Here is a 24,026-nt window from a genome sequence, read left to right on the forward strand (position 1 = left end):
AATGACTACTTCGAAGACAAATCGATCTTCGCTTCCATGGACAAGCCCACCCGTAACGGATGTTCAGCCAATTCTTTAGGATCCAGCTTGATGCGAACTGGCAAGCGCTGAACCACCTTAATCCAGTTACCCGTTGCATTTTGTGCAGGAATTAAGGCAAAGGCAGAACCAGTTCCACCAGAGAAGCCCTCTACCGTGCCATGATACTCAACAGAATCGCCATACAAGTCAGAGGTTAACACCGCTTTTTGACCCGGACGGACTTTCTCCAGCTGGCTTTCTTTAAAGTTGGCATCGACATACAGCTGTGAGGTCGGAACTACCATCATCAAGACTGTCCCCGGTGCCACACGTTGACCGACCTGAATATTACGGCGTGTCACCACACCATCAAAAGGTGCCTTGATTTCAGTCCGCTCCAGATCCAACAAAGCCTGTTTCAATTTGGCTTGTGCAACCAAAACATCGGGCGTGCTATTTTCATTAGCACCACGAATCAGTGCTTCATTGGCCGCCAAATTACTTTGCGCCGCTTTTTGGCTGGATTTGGCTTGTGCCAGACCGGCTTGAGCCGATTCATAACCAGCCTTAGCAGTATTGAAAGCACTTTGTGCGGTACTGAGTTCTTCTTTAGAAATGGCGCCAGAAGCACTGAGTTTTTCACGACGATTTAAATCATCCTGAGCCTTGTCCATTTCAGCTTTGGCCTGAGCCACTTTAGCTTCGGCACTGTGAATGGCATCATCACTGACAAAAATTTGTGAATTCAGCGAGCTGCTATTGGCTTGGGTTTGTTTGTATTGACGTTGTGCCTTGATCAGTTCCGCTTTGGCTGCCGCCAGCGCAATTTCTGCATCACGATGATCGACCTGAACCAGCAACTGCCCTTTTTTGACCGTTTGTGTATCACTCACCAGTACCTGTTCAACCTGTCCCGTCACCATCGAGGTGATGGAAGCTGTTTCTGCGCCCACATAGGCATTATCGGTATCCACAGAATGGCTGAGCAGTAATTTCCAGATGGCATACAGAATTGCAGCAATGATTAAAATCAGCGCGACAAAACCCAAGGCTTTTTTACGTTTGGCTTTTAAGGCCGCATCTGAAGCGGGTTCATCTTGTTTGGTTTCTGGCAGGGTGTTTTGAGCATCTGTCATCAATATATCCTAAATCCAACAGACTTGGTCACCAGCCATCCTCAGTGCGAATCATTTAAATCTACGCACAGAGACAATATTTGTCTTAAGATGTGGATGAGAAAGTCATTTTTTTCAATTTTATGGCGTGATTTTAATGTGAAAGTTTCATGATTTGAGAATAAAAATGTAACTCGTCAGTCTTAAAAACGAATCCAGCATTCAATGGCGATTAAACCGCCACGCCATGCTGGGAAAATAAAGTTTTGCTACATTTGCAATTAGTATGCATAAGACGCGATTGCTGTAGCAATTTGCTTCCCTTCATCATTCACCAAGGTCATGCGCATGGTGCATCCCTTACGGCCCAAGCGTAGCGTCTCGGCACGTGCAGTAAAGAACTGGCCACGGCCCGGTGCCAGATAATCCACCCGCATATCCACCGTTGCCAGACGCGATACTTTTTTAATGGTTTCAGGTAAATCATCTGGCGTTGCTTTTCTATACAACTCTCCCATGGCTGTAATGCCGCCAATACTATCCAGAATAGTGGCAGCTACACCACCATGTAAAATCTGGAACGCGACATTGCCAATCATGAACGGCTGCATTTCAATATAGGCTTCAATTTGCCCATCCACTACCCGCATGGTCATGCCATTATGATGAAAAAAAGGAGAACTATTAAATGCCTTGCAGAGCTGCTTCAGCACTACATCAATATCCACCTGCGCGCCTAAATGAATATTGCCGGTCCAACTTTTACTTGCTTCGTTCGCCATTTTTCCGATTTTCCTTATCGAATAAAAATCTGTTAAACATCACCCAAAAACATATTCTAGGGCTACAATAGCCCAAGTTTAATACTGATTATTGAGATTGTTATGACCTATACGTTCAATCGTCCAGCATTTCCTGCCACCCGCATGCGCCGCATCCGTAAAAATGACCAATTACGTGCCATGGTGCGTGAAACCCAGCTGACGACCGATCATCTCATTTACCCAGTATTCGTACTTCCGGGGCAAAACCAAACCCAAGACATTCCAAGCATGCCGAATGTACAGCGCCTTTCTGCTGATTTACTGCTTAAAAAAGCCGAACACTTACTGGAACTGGGTGTGTCGAAGCTTGCATTATTCCCGGTAACTCCACAAGAAGACAAAAGTCTGTTGGCTGAAGCGGCTTGGCGTGAAGACGGTCTGGTACAAAATACCGTTCGTCTACTGAAAAAAGAATTACCAGAAATGGTACTGATTACCGATGGCGCTCTTGATCCTTACACCACCCATGGTCAGGACGGCATCATTGATGACACAGGCTATGTGTTAAATGACGAAACTGTTGAATGTCTGATTAAACAGGCACTCAGTCATGCCGAAGCCGGTGCAGATGTCGTGGCGCCAAGTGACATGATGGATGGCCGTATCGGTGCAATCCGTCAGGCTTTGGAAGCCAATGGTCATATCTATACCAACATCATGGCTTATTCAGCCAAATATGCGTCCAGCTTCTATGGCCCTTTCCGTGATGCAGTCGGTTCATCAAGCAACTTGAAAGGCGGCAACAAATACAATTACCAGATGGACATTGGCAACCGTGCCGAAGCCCTGCATGAAATTGCACTGGATATTCAGGAAGGTGCAGACATGGTGATTGTGAAACCGGGTATGCCTTATCTGGATATCGTTCGTGAAGTGAAAGACAACTTTGGCGTTCCGACTTTCGTGTATCAAGTTAGCGGTGAATATGCCATGTTAGCCGGCGCCATTCAAAATGGCTGGCTATCCGACAGCGTGATCATTGAAGCATTGATGAGCTGCCGCCGTGCTGGTGCAGATGGTATCTGGACCTATTTTGCAGAAGAAGCTGCGCTTAAACTGAAAGACATGAAATAAGGATAATTGGCGCACGCGATGAAAATTGCCATTATTGGAGCAGGCATCAGTGGTTTGATGTCTGCTTTAGAGCTGGTGGAACAGGGATGTTCCGTGATGATTTTTGATCAGCAGCAGGCGGGCAAAGCGGCCTCTTGGGCCGGTGGAGGCATTCTCTCCCCCATGTATCCCTGGCGCTATCCACAAGCCGTGAATCAGCTGGCACAATATGGCAAGTCACTGTATTTAGAGTGGAATGAAAAGTTAAAACCGGTTTCAGACATTGATTTTGAAATTCATGAAACGGGTTTGCTGATTTTCGATGAAGCCGATTTTGAAACCGGTCTGAATTATGCCCAGCAGTTTCAGGAACCGATGCAGCAATGTGAATATCTACAACAAGAACAGATCGAACAGGTTAATCCTTTCATTGATTCCAAATTTCAACACGCGATCTATTTTCCGCAAATTGCCAATATTCGAAATCCACGTTTACTACAGTCCATCACCCATTATTTAAAACAGCATCCGCAAGTGGAATTTATCGAGCATTGTCCGATTGAACAATTCCAGATGGTGAATGGCAAGGTTCAATCTATTGTTGCGCAAAATAGCCAAACTTATGAGGCAGACCAGTTTGTGATCACCACCGGGGCCTGGTCGCAGCACTGGTCTGAACAACTGGATCTGGAAATTCCTGTTCATCCGGTTCAGGGGCAAATGGTGCTGTTTAAAACCCCGGAAAACTGGTTGCCGACCATGTGCATGAATGATGTGATGTACTTGATTCCACGTCTGGATGGTCATGTGGTGTGCGGTTCCAGCATGGCAGATTGTGGTTTTGATACCACCCCGACTGCAGCCACCAAGCAGAAGATTTTAGATGCCTGTTTCGAGATGGTGCCTGAACTGGCCGAATTTCCGATTGAAAAACAATGGGCTGGTTTAAGACCGGGTTCCCCAACCGGTGTGCCTTATATCGGGAAAATGCCGGAGATCGATAATGTGTGGGCCAACTTCGGCCATTTCCGTAATGGCCTCTGTATGGGACCGGCTTCTGCACGTTTACTCAGACAGTTGATGCTGAATCAAACCCCTCTGACCCATCCTGCGGCCTATAGTACCGAGCGGCTGAAATCTGCGGGTTTAATGGCGCAGTAAGACTTCTTCCAGTGCCATTTTTAAAGTTGGATATTTAAACTCAAAACCGGCCTCTTGCAGAGCTTTGGACATTACATATTGACCATTGAGTACTAGTTGCGATTGCTCACCGAGCATCCATTGCAAAACAAAAGCCGGTACAAAAAACCAGGGGTTACGTTTTAAAATCTCGGCAGCGGTTTTGGCAAACTGCGCTTGTGAAACCCTTTCTGGCGACACCACATTAAATATGCGTGCCTCGGTTTCATGCAGCATTAAAAATTCGATCGCTCGCAGCACATCTTGCACATGCACCCACACCACCGGTTGTCGCCCATGGCCAATGCGTCCTGCAAGATTGAGTTTAATCGGCATGAGCATACGCGGCAGAATCCCGCCATGCTGACCAAACACGATACCGAGTCGAATAATTCTGGTCTTTTGCTGGCTAAAACTTAAGGCGGCCTGCTCCCATAACTGGCACAGTTCCGACATAAAAATGCCTTGGGGTTCAGACTGTTCGGTACAGATATTGGACCATTGTTCGGTCGGGTCGATACCATAATAGCCCACAGCAGAACCGGAAATAATCCGCTTCGGAAAAATCTGTCTTTTTTCCAAATAGCGATAGAGTTGATAGGTGGTTTCCACCCGGCTCTCAATCAATACCTGCTTTCTTTGCGCAGTCCAACGTCCCTGACCAATGCTTTCCCCCGCCAGATTGATCACATAATCAATCCGGTCGGTTTTCAGTTCATCTAAATGCTGAATCCAGCTGAGATCCGGATGATTTGAGCGTTTATTTTTCTGACGGGTCAGCCCCACCACGGCATAATCACGTTCCAGCAAATAAGGCAGCAAATGCGAGCCGATAAAACCACTACCGCCGGTAATCAAAACACATGCTTTTTGCATTTTAGCGTCTCGCCTGTTTTTTCTTATCTATAGAACAAGACTGTCTAAAACTCAAGCATACATCGGTGTCGTTTAGCCAAACATTTTTTGCGCCATGCGCTGGGCCTGTTTGCCATAAAACCAGTAGGTCAACAGATAAAGCGGAATGGCAACGAGCAAGAACATGATCAGCACAATACTCATAAATTGCGGATTCTTGAGATATAAAAGAAAATTCTGCCAGATTTCTGGATCATTCTTGGCAAACAGGACAATGCCAAGCAATAAAAAGGCCAGGTTGTAACCCCAGAAAATCAGGGTAAATCCCAAGGTGATTTTTTTTTGTTCTTGAGCAGTTGGAGCGCGTTGTTGTTGTTTTAAAAACTTATACAGCACTAAAATCATGGCTGTTAAATAGGGTACGATGGTCAGAATTCCGCCCATACCGGTTGGCAGTAAAGCAGCCAGTACACCGCAGATACAGGTAAAAATAAAACAGAATAAAAAAAACCATAAAAAATATCGAGTTAGTGACACGATGGGCCTGCATGAGCAACTTTTAGATGACCAGTATAAAAAAAAATGAATTTTTTTTCATTTTCTTGTCAACCAATCTGTAAACGGCTGCGTTATATAGTGTACGAAGTTCATAAACCGTTAATTTGTACCGGCATCCACAATATTTTCGGTGAACTTTTTCTAAAGCAATAAACTTGGTTTCAAGTTTTAGTAAGGAACAGCAGCCCGAGCTAAAACTTGCAACAGATTTTTTGACCGACGATTTCATCATCACTCGAATCGTCGGTCTTTTATTTTCTACATTCTATTTTAATCTTATGTCAGTCTGGAATATACAGACGATCTCTATCATGCTGACTTAACTCGAGTTCAACAGCTTACAATCAAAATGAGACTCGGAAACGTCATCCACAACCTGCGTGTACTCTGCATAATGTTGTTTCTGCGAAATAATGAAAAAGATTCAAGCGGTGAACAGGTTTTTTTAGATGACAATGGTTTTCTTGCGGACTCAAAATATATTTTGAGAATCCTCATGTTAACCTCTCAAAAGTAGAGATATTGCCTATGCAAATACATAGAAATTGAATCCATCAAATGATGGCTGTGCTGATTTAAAAAATCTAATATTAAATATTTTGATTTATGAAAGAGATCTATTTATAAAATAATAAATGAGTAAGCCATTCACAATTGAGTCCCCCATACTGAGATTTATTTCATCCCAAAAATTAACTTCAATCCCAACAGCGTCATAATTCCACCTGCGGCGCGGTCAAAACCTGCTTTAAACTTCAAATAGACACGGCGCGGTTTTTCTGCCGACAAGGCAACCGCCACCAGTGAACACCAGCCTGCATCAATGAAGAAACACAACAGCGGTAACACGACATAATAATAGGTCGGAATTTCTTTGGGTAAAAGCGCAGTAAAAATACTCGCCAGCACAATCGCAATTTTCGGATTGGAAAGCTGAGTAATCAAACCAGTACTAAATGCACGACGTAGCGACATTTGCGAAGCTTGATGCTGCTCCGTTTCAATCGGCTCTTTGGCATGTTTAATAATTTTAAACGCCAACCAGAGCAAATAAACACCACCACAGATTTTTAAAGCCAAATAAGCCGAAGGAACAGCCAATAAAAAGGCTTGCAAACCTAACACTGCCAATAAACCAAAAACAGCCGCACCAGTACCCGTGCCTAAAGCGGTAAACAGGCCATGCTTACGTGAAATAGCTATTGAATTTTTAGCAACATAAATAGATGTCGGTCCAGGACTCATTGCACCTAGCATTAAAGCAAATGCAATTGAACCCAAAATCAATACTGATTCCACAGCAACACCCATCCAAATAAATTAGGTGAACATTCTACAATTTTAAAAACTGAATATCTCGCTATATTTGGCTTCATTTTTTAAATTTTAACTTCTAATTTACTAGCATTTGACCAAATCACACACAGAATCATATGCAAATCGATATCTATCCCGAATAAATATCAAAAGCCAAAAATAAATTGAGCTCGATATAAAATTAATAAAAAATTATTTGATACACAGAGATTTCAATATTCACTCAAACTGCGATTGATTTAAACAGATTTACTTTTCTATGTTGGACTGAATTTCACGCGCGCTAAGCTGAGAAAGACGATAATCCTGATCATACACAGGCACACCGCCAATCACCATGCTGCGTACTTCTGTTTTCGGCTTATTGTAATCATTTTTGGCATCGCAAGCAGTCAGCAATAACAGCAAGCAACTACAGACAGCCACGGATAGCTTTTTCATCACATATCCTCTTTTCATCCTTGTTATGCTCCTAGATTAGCATTAATGTAGATTTTTTGATCATATTTTTTTGATTTAAAATCAATTGATTTATCAAATTTACAAATTGATACGAAGAATAATATTTACAACGGACAAAATTGTCCGTTAAATGCATGAATTATATTTTCAGACTCTATTTGCCTATGTCTACTCGCCAAGAGATAGCAGCACAAAACCGCCAAGCTTTTTTGGATGCGGCCATTCATGTGTTTCGCCTGCATGGGATCAATGCACCTCTGCAATTGGTGATTGATCAGGCACAATTAGGACGTGCCACTTTCTATCGAAATTTTCAGGATCGTCAGGCATTGGTGCTGGCACTGATGGAACAGGCCTTACAACGCCTGGAAAGAAAGGCCGAATACTATGCCCAGTTTAATGATGGCCTTATTCAACTCCTTGAAAACCATGTTGAGAATCTACCCTATTTAACCGCCTTAATGGAATATTGGCGGGTAATTGGGCGTGATGATCCACGCATGATCGAAATTTATCAGCATCGTAATGCCATTCTGCAACCGCTGATTGACAAGGCCATTAAACATAATGTTTGTCGGGCCGATTTGACCACGCAGGATTACAGCATGATCACTGCCATTTTACGCAGTTCTTTTCAAGGCTTGACTGAAACTGAACAGCGTCATCTGGCTAGCCGTGCCATAGATTTATTGTTAAACGGCATCCGGATTTAAGAGTCTGCATTATGGCCAAACAACCACGTTTTCTTGAACCCGTACCCGATTGGACGCCTGAAGAGAAGCCAACACTGCCCGGTTCACCAGGGGCAATTCTGCATTCTCCCCCCAAACGTTTGCTGTATTTTATTATAGGCGTTTTTGTTGCGATTTCTGCGGGTTTGAGTAATGGCTTTATTATGGCAAATTTACCAGCCATTCAAGGTGAATATAGTCTGACGCCTATAGAAGCCGCCTGGATTCCTGCAGTCTATGTTATGGCCAATGTCAGCTCGAATCTGATTTTATTTAAAGCGCGGCAACAGTATGGGCTACGGATTTTTTCAGAAATCGGACTGGTGATTTTTATTGCCGTGCTGATTTTACATTTATTTGTGCGTAATTATGAAATGGCACTGTTTGTGCGTTTTATTAGTGGTCTCACCGCTGCACCATTAAGTTCGCTGGGCATGTATTACATTATGCAAGCCTTTAAGCGTGTGGATATGGCCAAAGGTTTATATATAGGTCTGGGCTTTCAACAATTGGGCCTGCCTCTGGCCTGGATTATTTCCCCTGCTCTTGTGAACGTTAATGATTGGGCGGTGCTTTATACTTTTGAACTTGGCTTAGCCCTATGCTGTCTGGCCATGGTAGTCTCGTTAAAACTGCCCCGCAGTATGCGAATTCAGGTGTTTGAGAAACAAGATTTCTTCACCTTTTTCTTGCTGGCTCCGGGTTTTGCACTGCTGTGTTTTGTTCTGGCTCAGGGACCTATTTTATGGTGGTTTGATTCGCCTAAACTGGCCTATGCCTTAATTGCCAGTTTTGTGCTGATTGTAGTCGGTTTAGTCTATGAGCATTATCGGGTCAATCCACTGATTATGACGCGCTGGTTAGGCACCAAGTCAACCTTGCAATTCATACTCGGAGCACTACTCATACGTTTCATCATGTCAGAACAAAGCTATGCTGCGGTCAATTTTCTCAAGACCATGGGTATGGGGCCTGACCAGTTTGTTCCCTTCTATGTGGTCATTTTCTTTGGTATTGTCGCCGGAACCCTTTTTAGCGCAGCAACTTTTTCCCGCAACACCATTATCCTGCATTTGCTGTTTGCCGAACTGCTGATCTTGGTTGCATGTGGGCTTGATTACAATCTAACCAGCGATGTTCGACCCTCCAACTTCTTTGCCAGCCAGTTTCTAGTCGGTTTTGCCGGAGGAATGTTTATTGGTCCCTTGTTGCTGGTCGGTGTGATGAGTGCCTTACAGCACGGTCCTACTCATATGGTGACTTTTGTAGTGCTGTTTTCAGCGACCCAAACCTTTGGCGGCCTGCTCGGCTCATCTTTCTTTTCTACTTATCAGCAACAGCGTACCCAGACCTATCGTGCGGAATTAAGTAGCCAGCTAAATCCAACCAATCCACAGGTTGCGCAGCGACTAGCGATCTATCAGAAAAGTACAGCCAGTACCGTCAATGATCCAGTATTGCAACAAAATCAGGAAATGAAAACCATGAATCAGGTGATCAGCCGTGAAGCACAAGTGCGTGCCTATAACGATGTGATCGCCTTAAACGGCATATTTGCAGTTTTCCTGTTGATGTGGGGTGGATTCAACATCGCACGAGCAAAATGGCGTGGTCGTAAAGAAACCGCACAAGCCTGAATCATGAAATATAGAAATTAATCGAGAAATAAAGATGCCACAAGATCAAAGCAATAGTGAAAATAAAGCCAATCCAGCTGTAAATAAAACAGATGAAACAGCAGCAACGATGCACCCGCATGATGAAACACCAAGTGCCTCAGAACCAAACTCATCAACAGCACAGCCGCCTGCGACGCCTGATCCATCTAGCACAACTGAACAACCTTCCAGCAAGCTGATTGCAACAAAAAAATCAACTTTGCTGTGGATGTTCCTGGTGCTGATTATTGGCATTATTGTGATTATGTGGGCGTGGCGAATCGGTCCATTTAACAGCAGTGTTCAGCAAACCGACAACAGCTATATACGCGGTCAAACCACAATTCTTTCATCGCAAATCAACGGTTATGTTAAAGATGTGCTGGTGAAAGATTTTGATGAGGTGAAAAAAGGTCAGCCTTTAATGCATATTGATGCCACGACCTATGACCAAAAGGTAACTCAAGCCTCATCATCGGTAGATCAAGCCAAGAATAGCCTTGCCAACCAGAGCCAGATCATTGCACAGCGTCAGGCCGATATCGTGGCAGCTCAAGCCAAGGTTGAACAGGCCAATGCACAGTATCAACTTTCGCTACAACAGCTATCTCGCTATCAACAATTAGGCGATAGCGGTGCGGCATCTAAAACGGAGCAAGATAAAATTGCAGCCGATGTCAAAAACAATCTGGCCTTGCTAAAACAGGCTGAAGCCAATGTACTCGTTGCACAGCAAGCCTTTAAGACTGCACAAGTGGCTGCCAGCGGTTTAAAAGCTCAGGTTAACAATGCACAAGCGCAACTGGATCAGGCAGAAACCACCAAAAACTACAGCACCATTGTGGCCCCGATGGATGGTCAGTTAGGTGAAGTGACTCCGCGTATTGGACAATACGTTGCCGCAGGTTCACAGCTGCTCTATCTCATCCCGAAAAAAACCTGGTTGATTGCAAATTTTAAAGAAACCCAGATTGCCAATATGCATATTGGTCAGCCGGCAACTTTCACTGTAGATGCACTCAATCATCAACAATTTAAAGGTCATGTCGAACGCATTGCTCCAGCGGCCGGTTCTGAGTTCAGTGTCATTAAAGCCGATAATGCCACCGGCAACTTCACTAAAGTGGTACAGCGTATTGCGGTCAGAATTGCCATTGAGCCAAACCAGAAAGGGATTGAACGACTCCGTCCGGGCATGTCCGTCGTCACTTCAGTCGATACAAAGTCCTGATCAACATCAGATGAAATATCTGCATGCCAAATTGCGTACAATACGAGGGAATATTCATGAATGGTAATGAAATGTTTGAGCGTATTGCGCAATCAGTCGCCTACCAAAAACTGAATCTTGATACTGATCTAACGGTCACGGTTAAACGACTGGATCAGATTCATCCGCAAATTTCCGGCAATAAATTTTTTAAACTGAAATACAACTTTGCTGAGGCAAAACGCCAAGGTTTCCATAAAATCTTAACCTTTGGAGGCGCTTATTCCAATCATATCGCCGCGACTGCTTATGCAGCGCAGCTGTTTGGCTTTGAAAGTGTGGGCATCATTCGTGGTGAAGAACTTAAAGTTAAAGCACTCAATCACACACTTGCCACGGCGCAGCAGTTTGGCATGCAACTGCATTTTGTTTCACGTGAACAGTATCGGCAAAAAGATCAACCTGAATATCTGGCAGCATTAAAACTGCACTACCCAGAGCATTACCTCATTCCTGAAGGTGGCACGAACACGCTGGCTATTCAGGGCTGCAAGGAAATTTTAACGGCTGAAGATCGGCAGAATTATGACGTGATCTGCTGTGCCGTAGGTACAGGCGGAACCATTACCGGGCTGATTGAAGCCAGTGCTGACCATCAAACCGTGCTGGGTTTCTCTGCCTTAAAAGGTGATTTTCTACAGCGTGAAATCCAGCAATGGACCACGAAAACCAACTGGACAATGACCGATACCTATTGTTGTGGAGGCTATGCCAAAACCACACCTGCACTATTTCAGTTTATGCAATCCTTTGAAGCAGAGCACCATATTCCTTTAGAACAGGTTTATACCGGTAAAATGATGATGGGCTTAGTGGATGTGATTCGGCAAAATCACTTTCCTGCACAGACACGGATTTTGGTCATTCACACTGGCGGCCTGCAAGGTCAGATGACCAACCAAGATCAATCCTGAAATTGATGGCAAAATTGTCTATAATGCCCTGCTTTTATCTCCCGCGAGTTTGTCCATGTTTTCAAATCAGTACGATGTCATTGTTTTAGGTGCCGGTGCATCAAGTCTGATGTTGGCCTACATGGCGGCACAGCGTGGTCGTAAAGTTTTGGTCATGGAAAAAGCCAACAAAGTGGGTAAAAAAATCCTGATGTCGGGCGGCGGTAAATGTAACTTTACCAACCTGTATGTCGAACCTGAAAACTTTATTTCCCATAATCCGCACTTCGTGATTTCAGCCTTGACGCGCTATACCAACTGGGACTTTATTGGGCTGGTTTGTGAACATGGCATTGAATATGAAGAACGCAAACACGGCCAGTTATTCACCTTAAATGGCGCCAAAGAAATTTTGTCCATGCTGCTTGCTGAATGTAATAAAACTGGCCGAGTCGAGATCAAGACCAGCTGTGAAGTCAAAGCGGTAACTCCTGTGGATGATCAGGGTTTTCAAGTGGCAACTTCTGTCGGTTATTTTCAGGCTGAATCTGTGGTTGTGGCTACGGGCGGTTTATCTGTACCGACACTAGGCGGTTCCGGCATTGGTTATGACATTGCTAAACAGTTTGGGCATTATGTTCACCCCACTCGCGCAGGTTTGGTGCCGTTTACCTTTTCCGACCAATTCAAGGAAGTCACTACACGCTTAAGCGGTAATGCGGTCGATGCTACCCTGTCTAACGATTTAAACAGTTTTACTGAAGCCTTGCTGTTTACCCATCGTGGTTTAAGTGGTCCAAGTTCACTGCAACTTTCTAATTACTGGAATGTCGGACAAAGTTTTCATATCAACTTCCTACCGTATCTCGAATTAGTGGATTTCTTTAAAACGAAAAAAACCAGTCAGCCGAAAGTGTTGCTGCGTACTTTATTAACTGAACATCTGCCTAAAAGCGTGGTGCTGGAACTGCAAAACCTGATTTGGGCAGAATCAGCCGATATTGCCATTGCCAATTTAAGTGATGAGAAACTGGAACAGATCGCCCAGCGCTTACATGCTTTTGAAGTGAAGCCCTCTGGTACAGAAGGTTATCGTACTGCGGAAGTGACCTTAGGCGGAGTGGATACCACCGAAGTATCCTCCAAAACTATGGAAAGCAAGAAACAGAAAGGTTTATATTTTATCGGTGAAGTATTAGATGTATCGGGGCATTTAGGTGGTTTTAACTTTCAATGGGCATGGTCATCTGCACATGCCGCATCACAATATGTTTAACAGCAATCCTGTCTATTCAAGATAATCGGTACGAAGTAAATGAACCTGCGAATTTTGCTGCAAACGTGCAATGGTCAAGTCCATTTTTGCCCTTGCAGCTGTGACATATACAGGTTGATTCTGCGCTCGTCTTTGAATAACGAGTTTTACGACCTTAGTGAATAACATTACATTTCTCCTATTATTATCACACTTCACACATCCTATTATGCGAAGTACATATTTCATTTTATTAAAATAAATATTTAAATTTTATGAAATCGTTGATTTTATAAATAGCATAAAAATATTCTAAAAACGATTATTTTTTAACTATTTTTCATCATTTTTTTGCGGTGACTGTTCTGCCAAATCCTGTTTTAACTGTTGCTCAGCCGGCTTGGGTTTAGCAAATACAAATTTATAGGCACTCACAAAAAATCCTGCCGTAATGCCGGCAATCACAATCGGCGCGATAAACTTATTTGGTGGTCTTTTCGTCATATTGATTTCCACTTCATCGGTTCAAAATCGATCACATGACTGTGATCGATTTTGAGTAAAAGTTAAAGTTTATTTTGAGTCATCCTCAGGATGAATATCAACATCCTGCTCAGGCTCACCTGTTGAACCATAAGGGTTATTCAATGGCTTATGTTCAGGGTCAACCTGAATGCCATTATCAGAGGGATTCAAACGCGCTTCATTGCTTGAATTATCCACAATGGTTGATGGTGGTGTAGCAACGGAAGTACTTGCAGGCGTGACTGGTGCATGCGGTTGATAATCCGGATTGGGCTGCTGCGCATCTTTTTTGCATTTATCAATCAGATCGGTCAAAACCCGTTCAGCTGGCTGACGACCGCCCAGGCCAAAGGCTAGAGCAAAAGCCACCGCAACAGCGCCCAGCGTTAAACCAAAGGCCAGATTAACGATGGAATCGGCAATACCCATGGCACGTAAACCCATAGCAATCACCAGTCCCATAATTAGAATACGCACCAGATTGGCCAACCAGCGGGAACTGTTATATTCACCACGACCAATCACTTTCGCCACTAAATTTGCGAGCCAGAAGCCAATCATCAGAATGACCGCACCCAATATAATATTGGCGCCAAACTGGATAAACATGGCAATCAGTGCACTGATCTGTTCAAAGCCCAGACGATTCGCTGCTTCTGAAACCGCAAACAACATGGTAAAAAACACGATCAGATAACCCACAATACAAGAAACTTTGGTGTTACCTAAAAAGCGCTGTACATCAATTTTCGCTGGTATTTCATCTACACCAGTTCCCGCGACCACATCCACCACCAGATTGGCAACAAAGCGAGAAACTACATAAGCCAAAATCAGGATCAAGCCTGCCGCAATAATATGCGGAATGGCATTCATAATTTCATACAACATCGCGGTCGCAGGTTGTGAAATGGCTTGAATACCCAAAGCTTCAAAGGCAACGATCAGTGAGGTAATAATAATGATAGCAAAGATAAATGAACCCAACACTTGCGGTAAGTTGGAGTTCTTGAACAAGCCAATTTTCTGTGCCTGCTGTTGCAAATTCAGGCTGCGCACCAAACCTTCAATAATGCCACGGACAATTTTTGCCAAGATATAACCGACAAAAATAATCACCCCGGCAATAAAGATATTTGGCAAGAATGAAACAGCTTCATTGACCATGTTCTGGATTGGATACAACAGTCCATTCAAGCCCAAAATAGACAGTACAATTGGTAAAAACAGCAATAAAATCAGCCAATACACAATATCGCTAATATTTTGGCTAATTGGACTGACACCAACATCTGCACTCAATTTTTCATCCAGCTGGGTGCGATCCAGTAATTTTTGCAGTCCCATCTTGACCAGATTTGCCACAATCCAGCCCACAAATCCGACCGCGATAGCAGCCAAAAGCTGTGGAATAAACAATAAGAATTGCTGGATCATATTGCTAAATGGTCCACTGACACTGGTGAGATTCAGTACATTAAGTGCGCCAATCACCGCAATGATCATTACAATCCAGAAAACGATCCGCGACACAATACTTTCTATATTTGAACGATGTCCTGTGGCATTCGAAAGTTTCTGATTTGTCCCGAGTTTTTCTAAAACTTTTTTAATTCCTGCTGCAATAATCAGTGCAACAATCCAGCCAATCAATAAAATAGCAACAGCGGCTAAAACAGGATGAAACTGATTCCAATAATACATGGCATCGAATTCACCCCCTCTAGGGCCTCCAGAAAAATATTCATTCATGTTGTCACTTCCTCTTGTTATTGCTTAGTGAAGTTCTATTGCAAACAAATTGTTGTGATTTTGAAGGGTGTTTAATGACCTAAAATGATGAAATTAAAACAACATTAGAATTTGATTATTTTTTATTCAATACAAACCATCACAAATACAACAAAAGCGCACATTAGATTGCAAAAAAGCCCTAGCCTTCTCAGGCTAGAGCTTTGATCACCCTATCGTTTCGGGTTTGAATTAATAGTCTTTGGCAGTAGCCGTATTGCTGTCGGTAGCAGTCGCTTCATCCCCAGCTGTACCTGTGGTGGTGTTATTTGGAGTCGCAGGTTGAGCGCTAGGATTTGGATGTCCTGGAGGAGCATCTTGAGGATTTGGCTTAGTGTCCGCAAACATATACACAAGTAATGCAACGAAGAACACCCCCACAAGAATTAAAATATAAACAGGTAAACGCTTTTTTTGCATTTTTTCTTCTGGAGTCGTTACATGAGGCGGCTTATTGAAATCGTGTGTCATCTGCTTCCCCTCTTTTTATGTCGTTTCCGTATTTTTATCTTAGCAACACTTAGAGCAAGCTTATGTATAAAAGCATAGTGACATGGTGAAAACGTGTAATTTTTACTTAAAATAGCGCTTGAGAAAAAGTTGTTATTTAAAGATTTTTTAGCGTCAGAAAACAATCTGCCCGTTCTTTTAACTCTCCCCTGTTCACATGCTGAAATTCAGCTGATTCAACTTTAAACCGCTAGTCTCATCAGCTTAAAAAAGCCGTTCCAGATGTGTCGTTTCCTGAGCTTCAACGGTCATTTCATGTTCATCTTTCAGTTGTACCCCGGACAGCTGCAACTGTCGTGACTTTCTCATCAAGGCTATTAAACGCTGAATGGCAATCTGGCTGGAGAGTCCGGCCGGACGCACATTGGAAATGCAGTTACGCAGCGCATCATGGCAACCTTTATAGGCATTCCAGGTGTAATAAATTCCCATACTGTCGGGTGAACTTAAACCCGGACGTTCACCAATCAGCATGACCAGCATTTTGGCTTGTAAAATCTGTGCCACTTCATCACCCAAAGCCACACGGCTACCTGTAGCAATGATGAGGGGGGCAAGTGACCAGCCTTCATGGATACAGGCTTGCTGTAATTGTGCAATAAAAGCTGGGGCATTATCTTCAATGGCCCGTGCAGACAAACCATCACTGGCAACAATCACCACATCATCGTCATCTGGGTACTGCAATTTGTATTGCTGCAATAATGCTCTAGAGGGTTCCGACAGTTGTCGACCCAAATCCGGACGCTTTAAATAACAGTCCTTGTTTTCTGAGCAACTTTGAATATACAAAACGTCGCTGTCGAGGTTTGCCAATTTTTCGGTGAGTGACGCCACATCCAGTATTTTTAAAACCGCATCTTTGGCCTGTGCATGGGCCAGTTGAAATTCCAGCAAGGGTTTGGTGGGCTGACTGCCACCTGCGCGTCCCAAGGCAATCCGGGCATCGGTAAACTGTTTCAGTTGCTCCCAGTCATTGGTTTTCAGTTCAGTCTGGAATTGAATATCGTATGCTATTTTCATCATTCAACCCTCGGCTCAGGACATGATTAAACGGGAAAACTTTTCCGGCAACTGGCTGGGCCATTGCAGCTGCGATGCCTGCTGTTTCAAAATGCCTTGCTGCTCCAGCCAGGCCGCAAATTCAGGCGCGGGCTGCAAGCCCAATAATTGCCGGATATATAAGGCATCGTGGAAAGAAGTGGTTTGATAATTCAGCATCACATCATCTGAACCGGGAATGCCCATAATGAAATTGATGCCCGCATTGCCCAGTAAAGTGAGCAGCACATCCATATCATCCTGATCGGCATCGGCATGGTTGGTATAACAGATGTCGCAGCCCATCGGTACACCTAATAGCTTGCCGCAGAAATGGTCTTCCAGCCCAGCCCGGATAATTTGCTTGCCGTTATACAGATATTCAGGGCCGATAAACCCGACCACAGTATTGACCAAAAAGGGCTGATATTTTCGGGCCACCGCATAGGCACGGGCTTCTAGCGTTTGCTGATCGACTCCATGATGAGCATTACTGGATAAAGCACTGCCCTGTCCGGTTTCAAAATACATGACATTTTGCCCCACCGTCCCTCTGTTCAGACTGAGCGCCGCTTCATAACCTTCCTGCAACAGGGCCAAATCAATCCCAAAGGCAGTATTGGCCGCCTGTGTCCCGGCAATAGACTGAAACATCAGATCTACCGGCATGTTTTTATTGGCTAGTGCAATGCCTGAACTGACATGGGTCAGGACACAGGACTGGGTCGGGATTTCATATTCATGAATAATATGATCCAGCAGTTTGAGCAGCTCGGAAAGATTTTGCAGATTATCTGTAGCCGGATTAATACCGATCACGGCGTCACCATTGCCGTACATCAAACCATCCAGAATACTGGCAGAAATCCCGAGTAAATCATCGGTGGGATGGTTCGGTTGCAAGCGAGTGGACATGCATCCTTCCATGCCAATGGTGTTACGAAACTGGGTGACGACCTGACATTTTTTTGCCACCAGAATTAAATCCTGATTGCGCATAATTTTGCTCGTCGCAGCCACCATTTCCGGGGTCAGACCGGCTTGTAAGGACTGTAACTTTTCGGTGGTCGCAGCTTCACTCAGCAACCAGTTACGAAAATCTCCTACAGTAAAATGGGAAATGGGATAAAAAGCCTCTGCATCATGTTCATCCATAATCAAGCGCGTGACTTCGTCCTGATCATAATCAATCAGGCTTTCATTAAGAAATTGCTTCAGCGGTACATCGGCCAGACACATTTGTGCTGCCACCCGTTCGGTTGCATCCTGTGCAGCAATGCCTGCCAGCTGATCCCCCGATCGTTCCGGCGTTGCTTTGGCCATCAGCGTTTTCAAATCTACAAAGACATAATGATGATGGGCCACATTGATTTGATACAGCATGATGCATGGCTCCTTATTCCGTTTCTATTCTTCTTGCTTAGTTCAGTTCTTGTTCTGCTGCCTCAATCTTGGCAAATTCTTCTTCAGGTGTTCCTGCGACCAACTGATTCCGGCTATACACCAGAAAATAAACAATAAAAGCCAAATAGATAGCTGCTGCCATTAACCAGACTTTAGGATCGACTAAAAAGCCGGCTACAACGGCAATGGCTGCAAGCACCAGAGCAATTGATGCTGTGACAATTCCACCCGGTGCCTGATAAGGGCGTGGCATATCCGGTTTTGAAATTTTCAGTTTGATATAGGCCATCATCATCAGCACATAAGAAATGGTGGCACCAAAAACAGCCATTAAAATCAGCAGATCACCCTCTCCGCTTAAAGACAGTATAAAACCAATAATACCCGGGATGATGATGGCTAAATGAGGCGCATGGTTGTTATTTGTTAAAGACAGTTTTTTCGGTAAATAACCTGCGCGTGATAGCGCAAACACCTGACGTGAGTAGGCATAGATGATCGAGAAGAAACTGGCCACCAAACCCGCTAAACCGACAAAATTGACAAAACCTGCCAGCCAGGTATTTTGACCATAAACCGCTTTTAAAGCATCAACCAAGGGTGCACCTGAATTTTTTAAGCTATCCGCACCGGCTGCTCCTGCACCCAAAACCAAGATACTCAAAGCAAAAACAGCCAGAATGACCATCGACCCAATCAAACCACGCGGTAAAGATTTATGTGGTTCCTTGGCTTCTTCCGCAGCTAAAGGTACCCCTTCTACCGCCAGAAAGAACCAGATGGCATACGGTACGGCGGCCCAAATGCCTAAATAACCCAAAGGCAGAAAGGCACTGGCACCCGCAGCGTCTGGATTGACAGCAATATTGAACAGATTGGCACTGTTGAAATGTGGCGCGATGGAGAAAATAAAGACAAATAAGGCGACCGAGGCTACGGAGGTAATGAGAAAAATAATTTTTAAGGCTTCACCTGCACCTTTTAGATGCATACTCATAAACACCAGATAACAGACCAGATAAACGATCCAACCACCCGTGCCAAATAAAGATTCGCAATAAGCACCGATAAACACCGCAATCGCCGAAGGGGCAATCGCGTACTCAATTAAAATGGCCGTTCCAGTCAAGTAGCCGCCCAAAGGACCAAAAGCAATCCGCGCAAAACTATAACCGCCTCCGGCAGTAGGCAACATAGTCGACATTTCCGACATCGCCAGACACATGCACAGGTACATAAAGGCCACAATTACGGTGGCAATAAACATCCCGCCCCAGCCACCTTGTGCCAGACCAAAGTTCCAGCCGGCAAAATCACCGGATATCACATACGCCACACCCAAGCCGACTAACAGCAACCAGCCAACGGCACCTTTTTTTAATTGTCTCTGGGCAAAATATTCTTCTGAGATATTTCCCTCTATCGCAGGATTTTCTATGACACTTTTTATCTCTGACATAGCGACCTCTTCTTTTTTTAGGCTATACAGAAAGTCATGCATAAGCCATACCAAAACTAAAAATTGGCAAGGTCGTAAATAAAACAATCTATTTAATCAACAGACTTTAAAGCAATTTTTTTTCATCTATTTTTAATACATAGAGAGAGAAAATGAAAACAGGCTTTAGGTGCTGAAAGCATGAAAATGAGCTATAATTGCGCACCTTGTTTTTCATGCTGTTTAAACTTTATGGCGTATCGTCAGCAATCTGTAACGCTTGATCTCGACACTGATGTCACTCATCAATGTTGCCTGCATTACACACGTGATGAACATCTGATTGGGATTATTGAATTTAATAAACCCAGCTATGTGTTGAAATGGGGTGATCTGGAATATTTCCGTCGTCGTACCGAAGAATTTTCAGTGATGCCTTTTCCTGAATGCATCAATGCCATGGTGATTGATATCCGTAATATCGCGCCGTTTTTAGACAATGAAGTGCCAATTATTCCTTGGCGCTTATTGGAAGAAGAGTGCCCGATTCGTTTGGTGGTTCCTCAAGACCGTCTGGAATATTATGCCGGAATGTTTGAACCGACCTGGCTGACCAGTGATGTAGAAACGGCGATTCAGGAAATTCGTGAATTTATTGATATGTTTGTGCATTAATTAAAAGATTGAAATCAAAAAAAATCCTCCTGTATGGAGGATTTTTTATGCCTAAAGAAAGTCCTCCTTTATTCAAAGGGGGATTTAGGGGATTCTTTTTTATGCTCTTACCAATAATTCTCTACTGCAATATTACCTTCACCACGTCGGTTCATCTTCAATCCGCGTGCTTTCAGGGCTTCTTTAGTATCTTCAACCATTTGTGGATTACCACACAACATGACATGACTCGTATCTATATTAAATGACAGCCCTACCGCTTTTTCCAGTTCGCCATTTTCAATCAGTACCGGCAAGCGGTCATGCAAGGCTGCATTAGGGTCACGGGTGATAATCGGGACAAATTTAAAACCGCTATGCCCTTCCCCAAAAGTAGCGGCAATATCCTGAATACGTTCTACATAGGCCAGTTCTGCCTCTGTACGCACACTATAGACCAGATTGATTTTTTGATATTTCGACCAGGTCTCAAAGTCTTGCAGCATGGATAAAAAGGGTGCCAGTCCAGTACCCGTGCCCAATAACCATAAATCCTGCGGTAACGGCAACTGATAACGTGCCAGGGTTAAAAACCCATAAGGGATTTTTTCCAGGTACAGCTCATCACCCACTTTTAGATGTTGCAAGTTCGATGTGAATGCCCCATCTGGCACTACAATTGAAAAGAATTCCAGTGTTTCATCAAACGGCGATGACACCACGGAATAAGCCCGAACCACCAGTTCATCACCCACTTTTAAGCCAATACGCGCAAACTGCCCGGCGGTAAATTTAAAATGTGCCGGTCGGGTCATGGTGAAACTGAATAAAGTATTGGTCCAACGGTGTACAGATAAAACTTTTTCTAAGCTAAATTTTTCAATTGACATGATTTCAGCGTGGCATGAAAGACTGTGCTCATGGTAGCATGACCTCATAATTTATTAATATTTTTTAAATGTTAAGGCTCTATTCATGCGCATGACTTTACGCCAGTTGGCTGTTTTTGTAGCAGTCGCACAAGAAGGCACAGTAACCAAAGCCAGCGATGCCGTTAAGCTCACGCAAAGTGCTGCAAGTATGGCTTTAGCAGACTTGGAAGATGGCCTCGGGGCTCCGCTGTTTGATCGACTAGGAAAAAGATTACAACTCAATGACTTAGGTCGTTTCCTATTGCCGCAAGCACTGGAAATTCTGGGTCGCTGCGAAGCTTTTGAACAAGCGGCCAAAGGCGAGCTACAAAGTATCGACTTGCGCTTAGGTGCCACACTGACCATTAGTGATTACCTGATGCCAGACCTGATGGCTGACTTTTTACAGATTCAGCCACAGGCACATTTACAGTTGCAAGTAGGTAATACCCGCCAGATGATTGAAGCGGTTAACCAGTTCCAGCTTGATTTAGCCCTGATTGAAGGTTCATGCCATCTGCCACAGCTTCAATGTATCCACTGGCGTGATGATGAACTTGCGGTCTGCTGTGCGCCGAATCATCCTCTTGCGCAATTGGATCGTGCCATTACGGCAGCTGACTTTGATGATGTGGAATGGATTTTACGTGAAGAAGGTTCAGGCACACGTGAGGTATTTGATAATGCCATTCTGAAAGACCTGCCAGATGCCAATATTCGTTTAACCTTGGGGCATAATGAAGCGATTCTGAAGATTGTCGCGGGTGGTTTAGGGATGTCCTGTATTTCTAAACTGGCCATTGAGCCGTTACGTGAAAAAGGTCATTTGGTTATTTTAGATACGCCTTTCTGGCAACTAACCCGTCCACTGTTCATGTTGGTACATCGTCAAAAATACCAAGGGCCAGGTCTCAAAGCCTTTATGAAATTCTGCGAAAAATAAAAAATCGATTTAAAAAAGCGCCTAAAGGCGCTTTTTTTTATTACCAGCGGGAATCATTTTCGCAAGGTTCGCCATCGTTATCACCATCCATTTTTGTTCCTGGACAGTGATTAATAAAGAATACCGCCTCTTCATAAGAACTCATTTGTGAACAATGAATACGACCATCACAGCGGTACATATTTGGATTTGAATTAACTAACCGCTCAGCAGCAGTTTGTAGAGCAATCGGTACTTGTTGTGAAAGTTGCCAATGCTGATATTTACCATAGACTATATAAATCAGTACACCAATAATAACCAAAGCAATAATAGAGCTAATGAACCCACCACCTTGCTTATCCTTTTTACTTTGACGGCTTCGATGGATATTCTTCGTTTTTGCTCGACTCAGCGGTGTATGTGCTACAGATTCAATTTGCACATCTAAACGAACAATATTGTCGGCTTTTAACTTTCCATTATCTTCAACAATACGAAACTTTAAATTCTCACCTATTTTAGGTTCGACACTTTTATTGGGAAAATCCTTAATATGAAAAAATAGATCTTTTTTCTCACCTTGAATTTTAATAAAACCAAAACCACGTTCAACGTTGTAGCTTTTGATTTTCCCCTCAGTAAACATAAGCTTCTCTTATTGTTAAAAATTTTACTGAGAATTGTAATAGAAAAACGCCCTTTAGGTACTTTTTTATCGTCCGAATTGGCGCTCGCAAGGTTCGCCATCGTTATCACCATCCATTTCTGTATTTGGGCAGTTTCTTAAAAAGAATACCGCTTCATCATATGAACGCATTTGTGAACAATGCGTACGTCCATCGCACTTAAATTGTGAAGCCTGTTGATGCTGCACAGCATTTTGTTGATCAATACTGGCACTGACTTTTTCTGAACGTGGCTTATTGGTTAAATAGATGTGATCTTCTAGATTACGCTTGCCCTGTTCTGAAATAATATGATCCGGTAAGTCCCCTAATGCCTGTCGTTGTTGTGTCACAATCTTGGCTTGTTGTTGCATCAGCTGCTCAGTTTTCTGTTGCCGAGCCTGTCGATAATCCTGATATTTGCCATAGACCTTTACTGCCAGTACAGCAATCACGATTAAACCCAGTATGCTGAAAATGTGCCCTTTACGACCATTCTTATTGAACCGTGGTGAAGCATTTTGTTGAATATGGAAATGAGTTGCAATATTAGCTTGATCATCAAAATTGGACTGTTTTAGATCTAGACGCACAATCTGATCAGCTTTTAATTTACCGTTATCTTCAACAATAAGAAATTTTAGTCTTTCACCAATTTTGGGTACAAAATTTTTATTGGGAAAATCATGAATATGAAAAAATAAATCTTTCGATTCTCCATCAACTTGAATAAAGCCAAAACCACGATCCGTGATATAGCTTTTTACCTTCCCCTCAAGAAACATATCTAGCTCTTTTAATTGCTATTATTTTTCTATTTTAATAAAAAAAAGAGACTTTATGCCACTGCTGTCCCACAAATATCACAATAGGAACCTCAATTGAGGTTCTTCTTGTTTTAGCCATTTTTTATCAGGCAGAAAGAGTGACCTTAAGAGCTTCCTTTCGAATAAATTTAGTTGAATAATTCT

The 24,026-nt window shown here is 43.4% G+C and carries 25 protein-coding genes; 9 read left to right on the forward strand and 16 right to left on the reverse strand.

Going from position 1 to position 24,026, the window contains the following annotated elements:
* Nucleotides 1-5 precede the first annotated feature (5 nt).
* Together FB6_RS15755 and FB6_RS15760 are read right to left on the reverse strand one after the other, a co-directional pair.
* Nucleotides 6-1,157 (reverse strand): HlyD family secretion protein, encoded by a 1,152-nt coding sequence (locus tag FB6_RS15755; protein ID WP_174560828.1) that lies wholly within the window; start codon nt 1,155-1,157, stop codon nt 6-8.
* A 260-nt stretch (nt 1,158-1,417) separates the two neighbouring features.
* On the reverse strand, nt 1,418-1,918 hold the full coding sequence (locus FB6_RS15760; RefSeq protein WP_174560829.1) for a thioesterase family protein: 501 nt from the start codon (nt 1,916-1,918) through the stop codon (nt 1,418-1,420).
* A 102-nt stretch (nt 1,919-2,020) separates the two neighbouring features.
* Here FB6_RS15760 and hemB point away from each other — a divergent pair, with 102 nt between their 5' ends.
* A complete protein-coding gene (gene hemB, locus FB6_RS15765; RefSeq protein ID WP_174560830.1) occupies nt 2,021-3,034 on the forward strand; it encodes a porphobilinogen synthase in 1,014 nt (337 codons plus the stop codon).
* Nucleotides 3,035-3,052: 18 nt separating this feature from the next.
* A complete protein-coding gene (gene thiO / locus FB6_RS15770; RefSeq protein WP_174560831.1) occupies nt 3,053-4,174 on the forward strand; it encodes a glycine oxidase ThiO in 1,122 nt (373 codons plus the stop codon).
* Here thiO and FB6_RS15775 read toward each other — a convergent pair.
* The 4 genes from FB6_RS15775 to FB6_RS15790 form a co-directional block, all read right to left on the reverse strand.
* Nucleotides 4,160-5,068: a TIGR01777 family oxidoreductase gene (locus FB6_RS15775; protein WP_174560832.1), complete on the reverse strand. Its 909-nt coding sequence runs from the start codon at nt 5,066-5,068 to the stop codon at nt 4,160-4,162. The two genes, thiO and FB6_RS15775, sit on opposite strands and share 15 nt — an antisense overlap.
* Nucleotides 5,069-5,140: 72 nt before the next feature.
* Complete coding sequence (locus FB6_RS15780; protein ID WP_174560856.1) at nt 5,141-5,587, reverse strand: ABZJ_00895 family protein; 447 nt, start codon at nt 5,585-5,587, stop codon at nt 5,141-5,143.
* Nucleotides 5,588-6,280: 693 nt separating this feature from the next.
* On the reverse strand, nt 6,281-6,904 hold the full coding sequence (locus tag FB6_RS15785) for a LysE family translocator (protein ID WP_174560833.1): 624 nt from the start codon (nt 6,902-6,904) through the stop codon (nt 6,281-6,283).
* A gap of 267 nt (nt 6,905-7,171) precedes the next feature.
* The gene (locus FB6_RS15790) at nt 7,172-7,363 is read right to left on the reverse strand and encodes an NF038215 family lipoprotein (RefSeq protein WP_174560834.1); all 192 of its coding nucleotides are present in this window, start codon (nt 7,361-7,363) and stop codon (nt 7,172-7,174) included.
* 185 nt (nt 7,364-7,548) lie between these two features.
* Between FB6_RS15790 and FB6_RS15795 the strand changes: the two genes are divergently transcribed.
* From FB6_RS15795 to FB6_RS15815, 5 genes are all read left to right on the forward strand, one after another.
* Nucleotides 7,549-8,097, forward strand: coding sequence for a TetR/AcrR family transcriptional regulator (locus FB6_RS15795; protein ID WP_174560835.1), 549 nt, complete (start codon nt 7,549-7,551; stop codon nt 8,095-8,097).
* An 11-nt stretch (nt 8,098-8,108) separates the two neighbouring features.
* Nucleotides 8,109-9,752, forward strand: a complete 1,644-nt coding sequence (locus FB6_RS15800; RefSeq protein ID WP_174560836.1) for an MFS transporter — start codon at nt 8,109-8,111, stop codon at nt 9,750-9,752.
* Nucleotides 9,753-9,861: 109 nt separating this feature from the next.
* Nucleotides 9,862-11,004: an HlyD family secretion protein gene (locus tag FB6_RS15805; RefSeq protein ID WP_174560857.1), complete on the forward strand. Its 1,143-nt coding sequence runs from the start codon at nt 9,862-9,864 to the stop codon at nt 11,002-11,004.
* A 71-nt stretch (nt 11,005-11,075) separates the two neighbouring features.
* Nucleotides 11,076-11,957: a 1-aminocyclopropane-1-carboxylate deaminase/D-cysteine desulfhydrase gene (locus FB6_RS15810; RefSeq protein ID WP_174560858.1), complete on the forward strand. Its 882-nt coding sequence runs from the start codon at nt 11,076-11,078 to the stop codon at nt 11,955-11,957.
* 55 nt (nt 11,958-12,012) lie between these two features.
* Nucleotides 12,013-13,212, forward strand: a complete 1,200-nt coding sequence (locus FB6_RS15815) for an NAD(P)/FAD-dependent oxidoreductase (protein ID WP_174560837.1) — start codon at nt 12,013-12,015, stop codon at nt 13,210-13,212.
* 12 nt (nt 13,213-13,224) lie between these two features.
* Here FB6_RS15815 and FB6_RS15820 read toward each other — a convergent pair whose 3' ends face one another.
* The 7 genes from FB6_RS15820 to eat form a co-directional block, all read right to left on the reverse strand.
* Nucleotides 13,225-13,380 carry a hypothetical protein gene (locus tag FB6_RS15820; RefSeq protein WP_174560838.1) on the reverse strand — a complete coding sequence of 52 codons (156 nt, stop codon included), beginning with the start codon at nt 13,378-13,380 and terminating at the stop codon, nt 13,225-13,227.
* Nucleotides 13,381-13,524: 144 nt separating this feature from the next.
* Entirely contained in the window at nt 13,525-13,695 is a 171-nt protein-coding gene (locus FB6_RS15825) for a hypothetical protein (RefSeq protein WP_174560839.1), read from the reverse strand.
* A gap of 69 nt (nt 13,696-13,764) precedes the next feature.
* Nucleotides 13,765-15,468 (reverse strand): mechanosensitive ion channel, encoded by a 1,704-nt coding sequence (locus FB6_RS15830; RefSeq protein WP_174560840.1) that lies wholly within the window; start codon nt 15,466-15,468, stop codon nt 13,765-13,767.
* A 231-nt stretch (nt 15,469-15,699) separates the two neighbouring features.
* Nucleotides 15,700-15,978, reverse strand: a complete 279-nt coding sequence (locus tag FB6_RS15835; protein ID WP_174560841.1) for a hypothetical protein — start codon at nt 15,976-15,978, stop codon at nt 15,700-15,702.
* 243 nt (nt 15,979-16,221) lie between these two features.
* A complete protein-coding gene (gene eutC, locus FB6_RS15840; protein ID WP_174560842.1) occupies nt 16,222-17,040 on the reverse strand; it encodes an ethanolamine ammonia-lyase subunit EutC in 819 nt (272 codons plus the stop codon).
* 15 nt (nt 17,041-17,055) lie between these two features.
* Nucleotides 17,056-18,441 (reverse strand): ethanolamine ammonia-lyase subunit EutB, encoded by a 1,386-nt coding sequence (locus FB6_RS15845; protein WP_174560843.1) that lies wholly within the window; start codon nt 18,439-18,441, stop codon nt 17,056-17,058.
* Between the two features lie 37 nt (nt 18,442-18,478).
* The gene (gene eat, locus FB6_RS15850) at nt 18,479-19,921 is read right to left on the reverse strand and encodes an ethanolamine permease (protein WP_174560844.1); all 1,443 of its coding nucleotides are present in this window, start codon (nt 19,919-19,921) and stop codon (nt 18,479-18,481) included.
* Between the two features lie 231 nt (nt 19,922-20,152).
* On the opposite strand from eat, the gene FB6_RS15855 reads away from it, so the two are divergent.
* Nucleotides 20,153-20,575: a hypothetical protein gene (locus tag FB6_RS15855; RefSeq protein ID WP_174560845.1), complete on the forward strand. Its 423-nt coding sequence runs from the start codon at nt 20,153-20,155 to the stop codon at nt 20,573-20,575.
* A 107-nt stretch (nt 20,576-20,682) separates the two neighbouring features.
* Here FB6_RS15855 and FB6_RS15860 read toward each other — a convergent pair whose 3' ends face one another.
* The gene (locus tag FB6_RS15860; protein ID WP_174560846.1) at nt 20,683-21,444 is read right to left on the reverse strand and encodes a ferredoxin--NADP reductase; all 762 of its coding nucleotides are present in this window, start codon (nt 21,442-21,444) and stop codon (nt 20,683-20,685) included.
* Nucleotides 21,445-21,529: 85 nt separating this feature from the next.
* Here FB6_RS15860 and gigC point away from each other — a divergent pair, with 85 nt between their 5' ends.
* Nucleotides 21,530-22,408, forward strand: coding sequence for a LysR family transcriptional regulator GigC (gene gigC / locus FB6_RS15865; RefSeq protein WP_174560847.1), 879 nt, complete (start codon nt 21,530-21,532; stop codon nt 22,406-22,408).
* Nucleotides 22,409-22,448: 40 nt separating this feature from the next.
* Here the strand turns inward: gigC and FB6_RS15870 are convergent, their stop codons facing one another.
* Nucleotides 22,449-23,036, reverse strand: coding sequence for a cold shock domain-containing protein (locus FB6_RS15870; protein WP_174560848.1), 588 nt, complete (start codon nt 23,034-23,036; stop codon nt 22,449-22,451).
* A 66-nt stretch (nt 23,037-23,102) separates the two neighbouring features.
* The gene (locus tag FB6_RS15875; protein WP_174560849.1) at nt 23,103-23,840 is read right to left on the reverse strand and encodes a cold shock domain-containing protein; all 738 of its coding nucleotides are present in this window, start codon (nt 23,838-23,840) and stop codon (nt 23,103-23,105) included.
* Nucleotides 23,841-24,026: the final 186 nt, after the last annotated feature.

It is taken from the genome of Acinetobacter bouvetii (assembly GCF_902753875.1).
Taxonomy (GTDB): Bacteria; Pseudomonadota; Gammaproteobacteria; order Pseudomonadales; family Moraxellaceae; genus Acinetobacter; species Acinetobacter bouvetii_A.

Excerpts from the sequence above, each read along its gene's own strand:
- FB6_RS15760 (WP_174560829.1), bottom strand. The coding sequence starts at position 1,918 with ATGGCGAACGAAGCAAGTAAAAGTTGGACCGGCAATATTCATTTAGGC.
- eat (WP_174560844.1), bottom strand. The coding sequence starts at position 19,921 with ATGTCAGAGATAAAAAGTGTCATAGAAAATCCTGCGATAGAGGGAAAT.
- FB6_RS15820 (WP_174560838.1), bottom strand. The coding sequence starts at position 13,380 with ATGTTATTCACTAAGGTCGTAAAACTCGTTATTCAAAGACGAGCGCAG.
- FB6_RS15790 (WP_174560834.1), bottom strand. The coding sequence starts at position 7,363 with ATGAAAAAGCTATCCGTGGCTGTCTGTAGTTGCTTGCTGTTATTGCTG.
- FB6_RS15860 (WP_174560846.1), bottom strand. The coding sequence starts at position 21,444 with ATGTCAATTGAAAAATTTAGCTTAGAAAAAGTTTTATCTGTACACCGT.
- FB6_RS15855 (WP_174560845.1), top strand. The coding sequence starts at position 20,153 with ATGGCGTATCGTCAGCAATCTGTAACGCTTGATCTCGACACTGATGTC.
- thiO (WP_174560831.1), top strand. The coding sequence starts at position 3,053 with ATGAAAATTGCCATTATTGGAGCAGGCATCAGTGGTTTGATGTCTGCT.
- FB6_RS15825 (WP_174560839.1), bottom strand. The coding sequence starts at position 13,695 with ATGACGAAAAGACCACCAAATAAGTTTATCGCGCCGATTGTGATTGCC.
- FB6_RS15800 (WP_174560836.1), top strand. The coding sequence starts at position 8,109 with ATGGCCAAACAACCACGTTTTCTTGAACCCGTACCCGATTGGACGCCT.
- FB6_RS15875 (WP_174560849.1), bottom strand. The coding sequence starts at position 23,840 with ATGTTTCTTGAGGGGAAGGTAAAAAGCTATATCACGGATCGTGGTTTT.
- FB6_RS15755 (WP_174560828.1), bottom strand. The coding sequence starts at position 1,157 with ATGACAGATGCTCAAAACACCCTGCCAGAAACCAAACAAGATGAACCC.
- gigC (WP_174560847.1), top strand. The coding sequence starts at position 21,530 with ATGCGCATGACTTTACGCCAGTTGGCTGTTTTTGTAGCAGTCGCACAA.
- FB6_RS15810 (WP_174560858.1), top strand. The coding sequence starts at position 11,076 with ATGTTTGAGCGTATTGCGCAATCAGTCGCCTACCAAAAACTGAATCTT.
- FB6_RS15870 (WP_174560848.1), bottom strand. The coding sequence starts at position 23,036 with ATGTTTACTGAGGGGAAAATCAAAAGCTACAACGTTGAACGTGGTTTT.
- FB6_RS15845 (WP_174560843.1), bottom strand. The coding sequence starts at position 18,441 with ATGCTGTATCAAATCAATGTGGCCCATCATCATTATGTCTTTGTAGAT.
- FB6_RS15795 (WP_174560835.1), top strand. The coding sequence starts at position 7,549 with ATGTCTACTCGCCAAGAGATAGCAGCACAAAACCGCCAAGCTTTTTTG.
- FB6_RS15775 (WP_174560832.1), bottom strand. The coding sequence starts at position 5,068 with ATGCAAAAAGCATGTGTTTTGATTACCGGCGGTAGTGGTTTTATCGGC.
- FB6_RS15835 (WP_174560841.1), bottom strand. The coding sequence starts at position 15,978 with ATGACACACGATTTCAATAAGCCGCCTCATGTAACGACTCCAGAAGAA.
- FB6_RS15830 (WP_174560840.1), bottom strand. The coding sequence starts at position 15,468 with ATGAATGAATATTTTTCTGGAGGCCCTAGAGGGGGTGAATTCGATGCC.
- FB6_RS15815 (WP_174560837.1), top strand. The coding sequence starts at position 12,013 with ATGTTTTCAAATCAGTACGATGTCATTGTTTTAGGTGCCGGTGCATCA.
- FB6_RS15805 (WP_174560857.1), top strand. The coding sequence starts at position 9,862 with ATGCACCCGCATGATGAAACACCAAGTGCCTCAGAACCAAACTCATCA.
- hemB (WP_174560830.1), top strand. The coding sequence starts at position 2,021 with ATGACCTATACGTTCAATCGTCCAGCATTTCCTGCCACCCGCATGCGC.
- eutC (WP_174560842.1), bottom strand. The coding sequence starts at position 17,040 with ATGAAAATAGCATACGATATTCAATTCCAGACTGAACTGAAAACCAAT.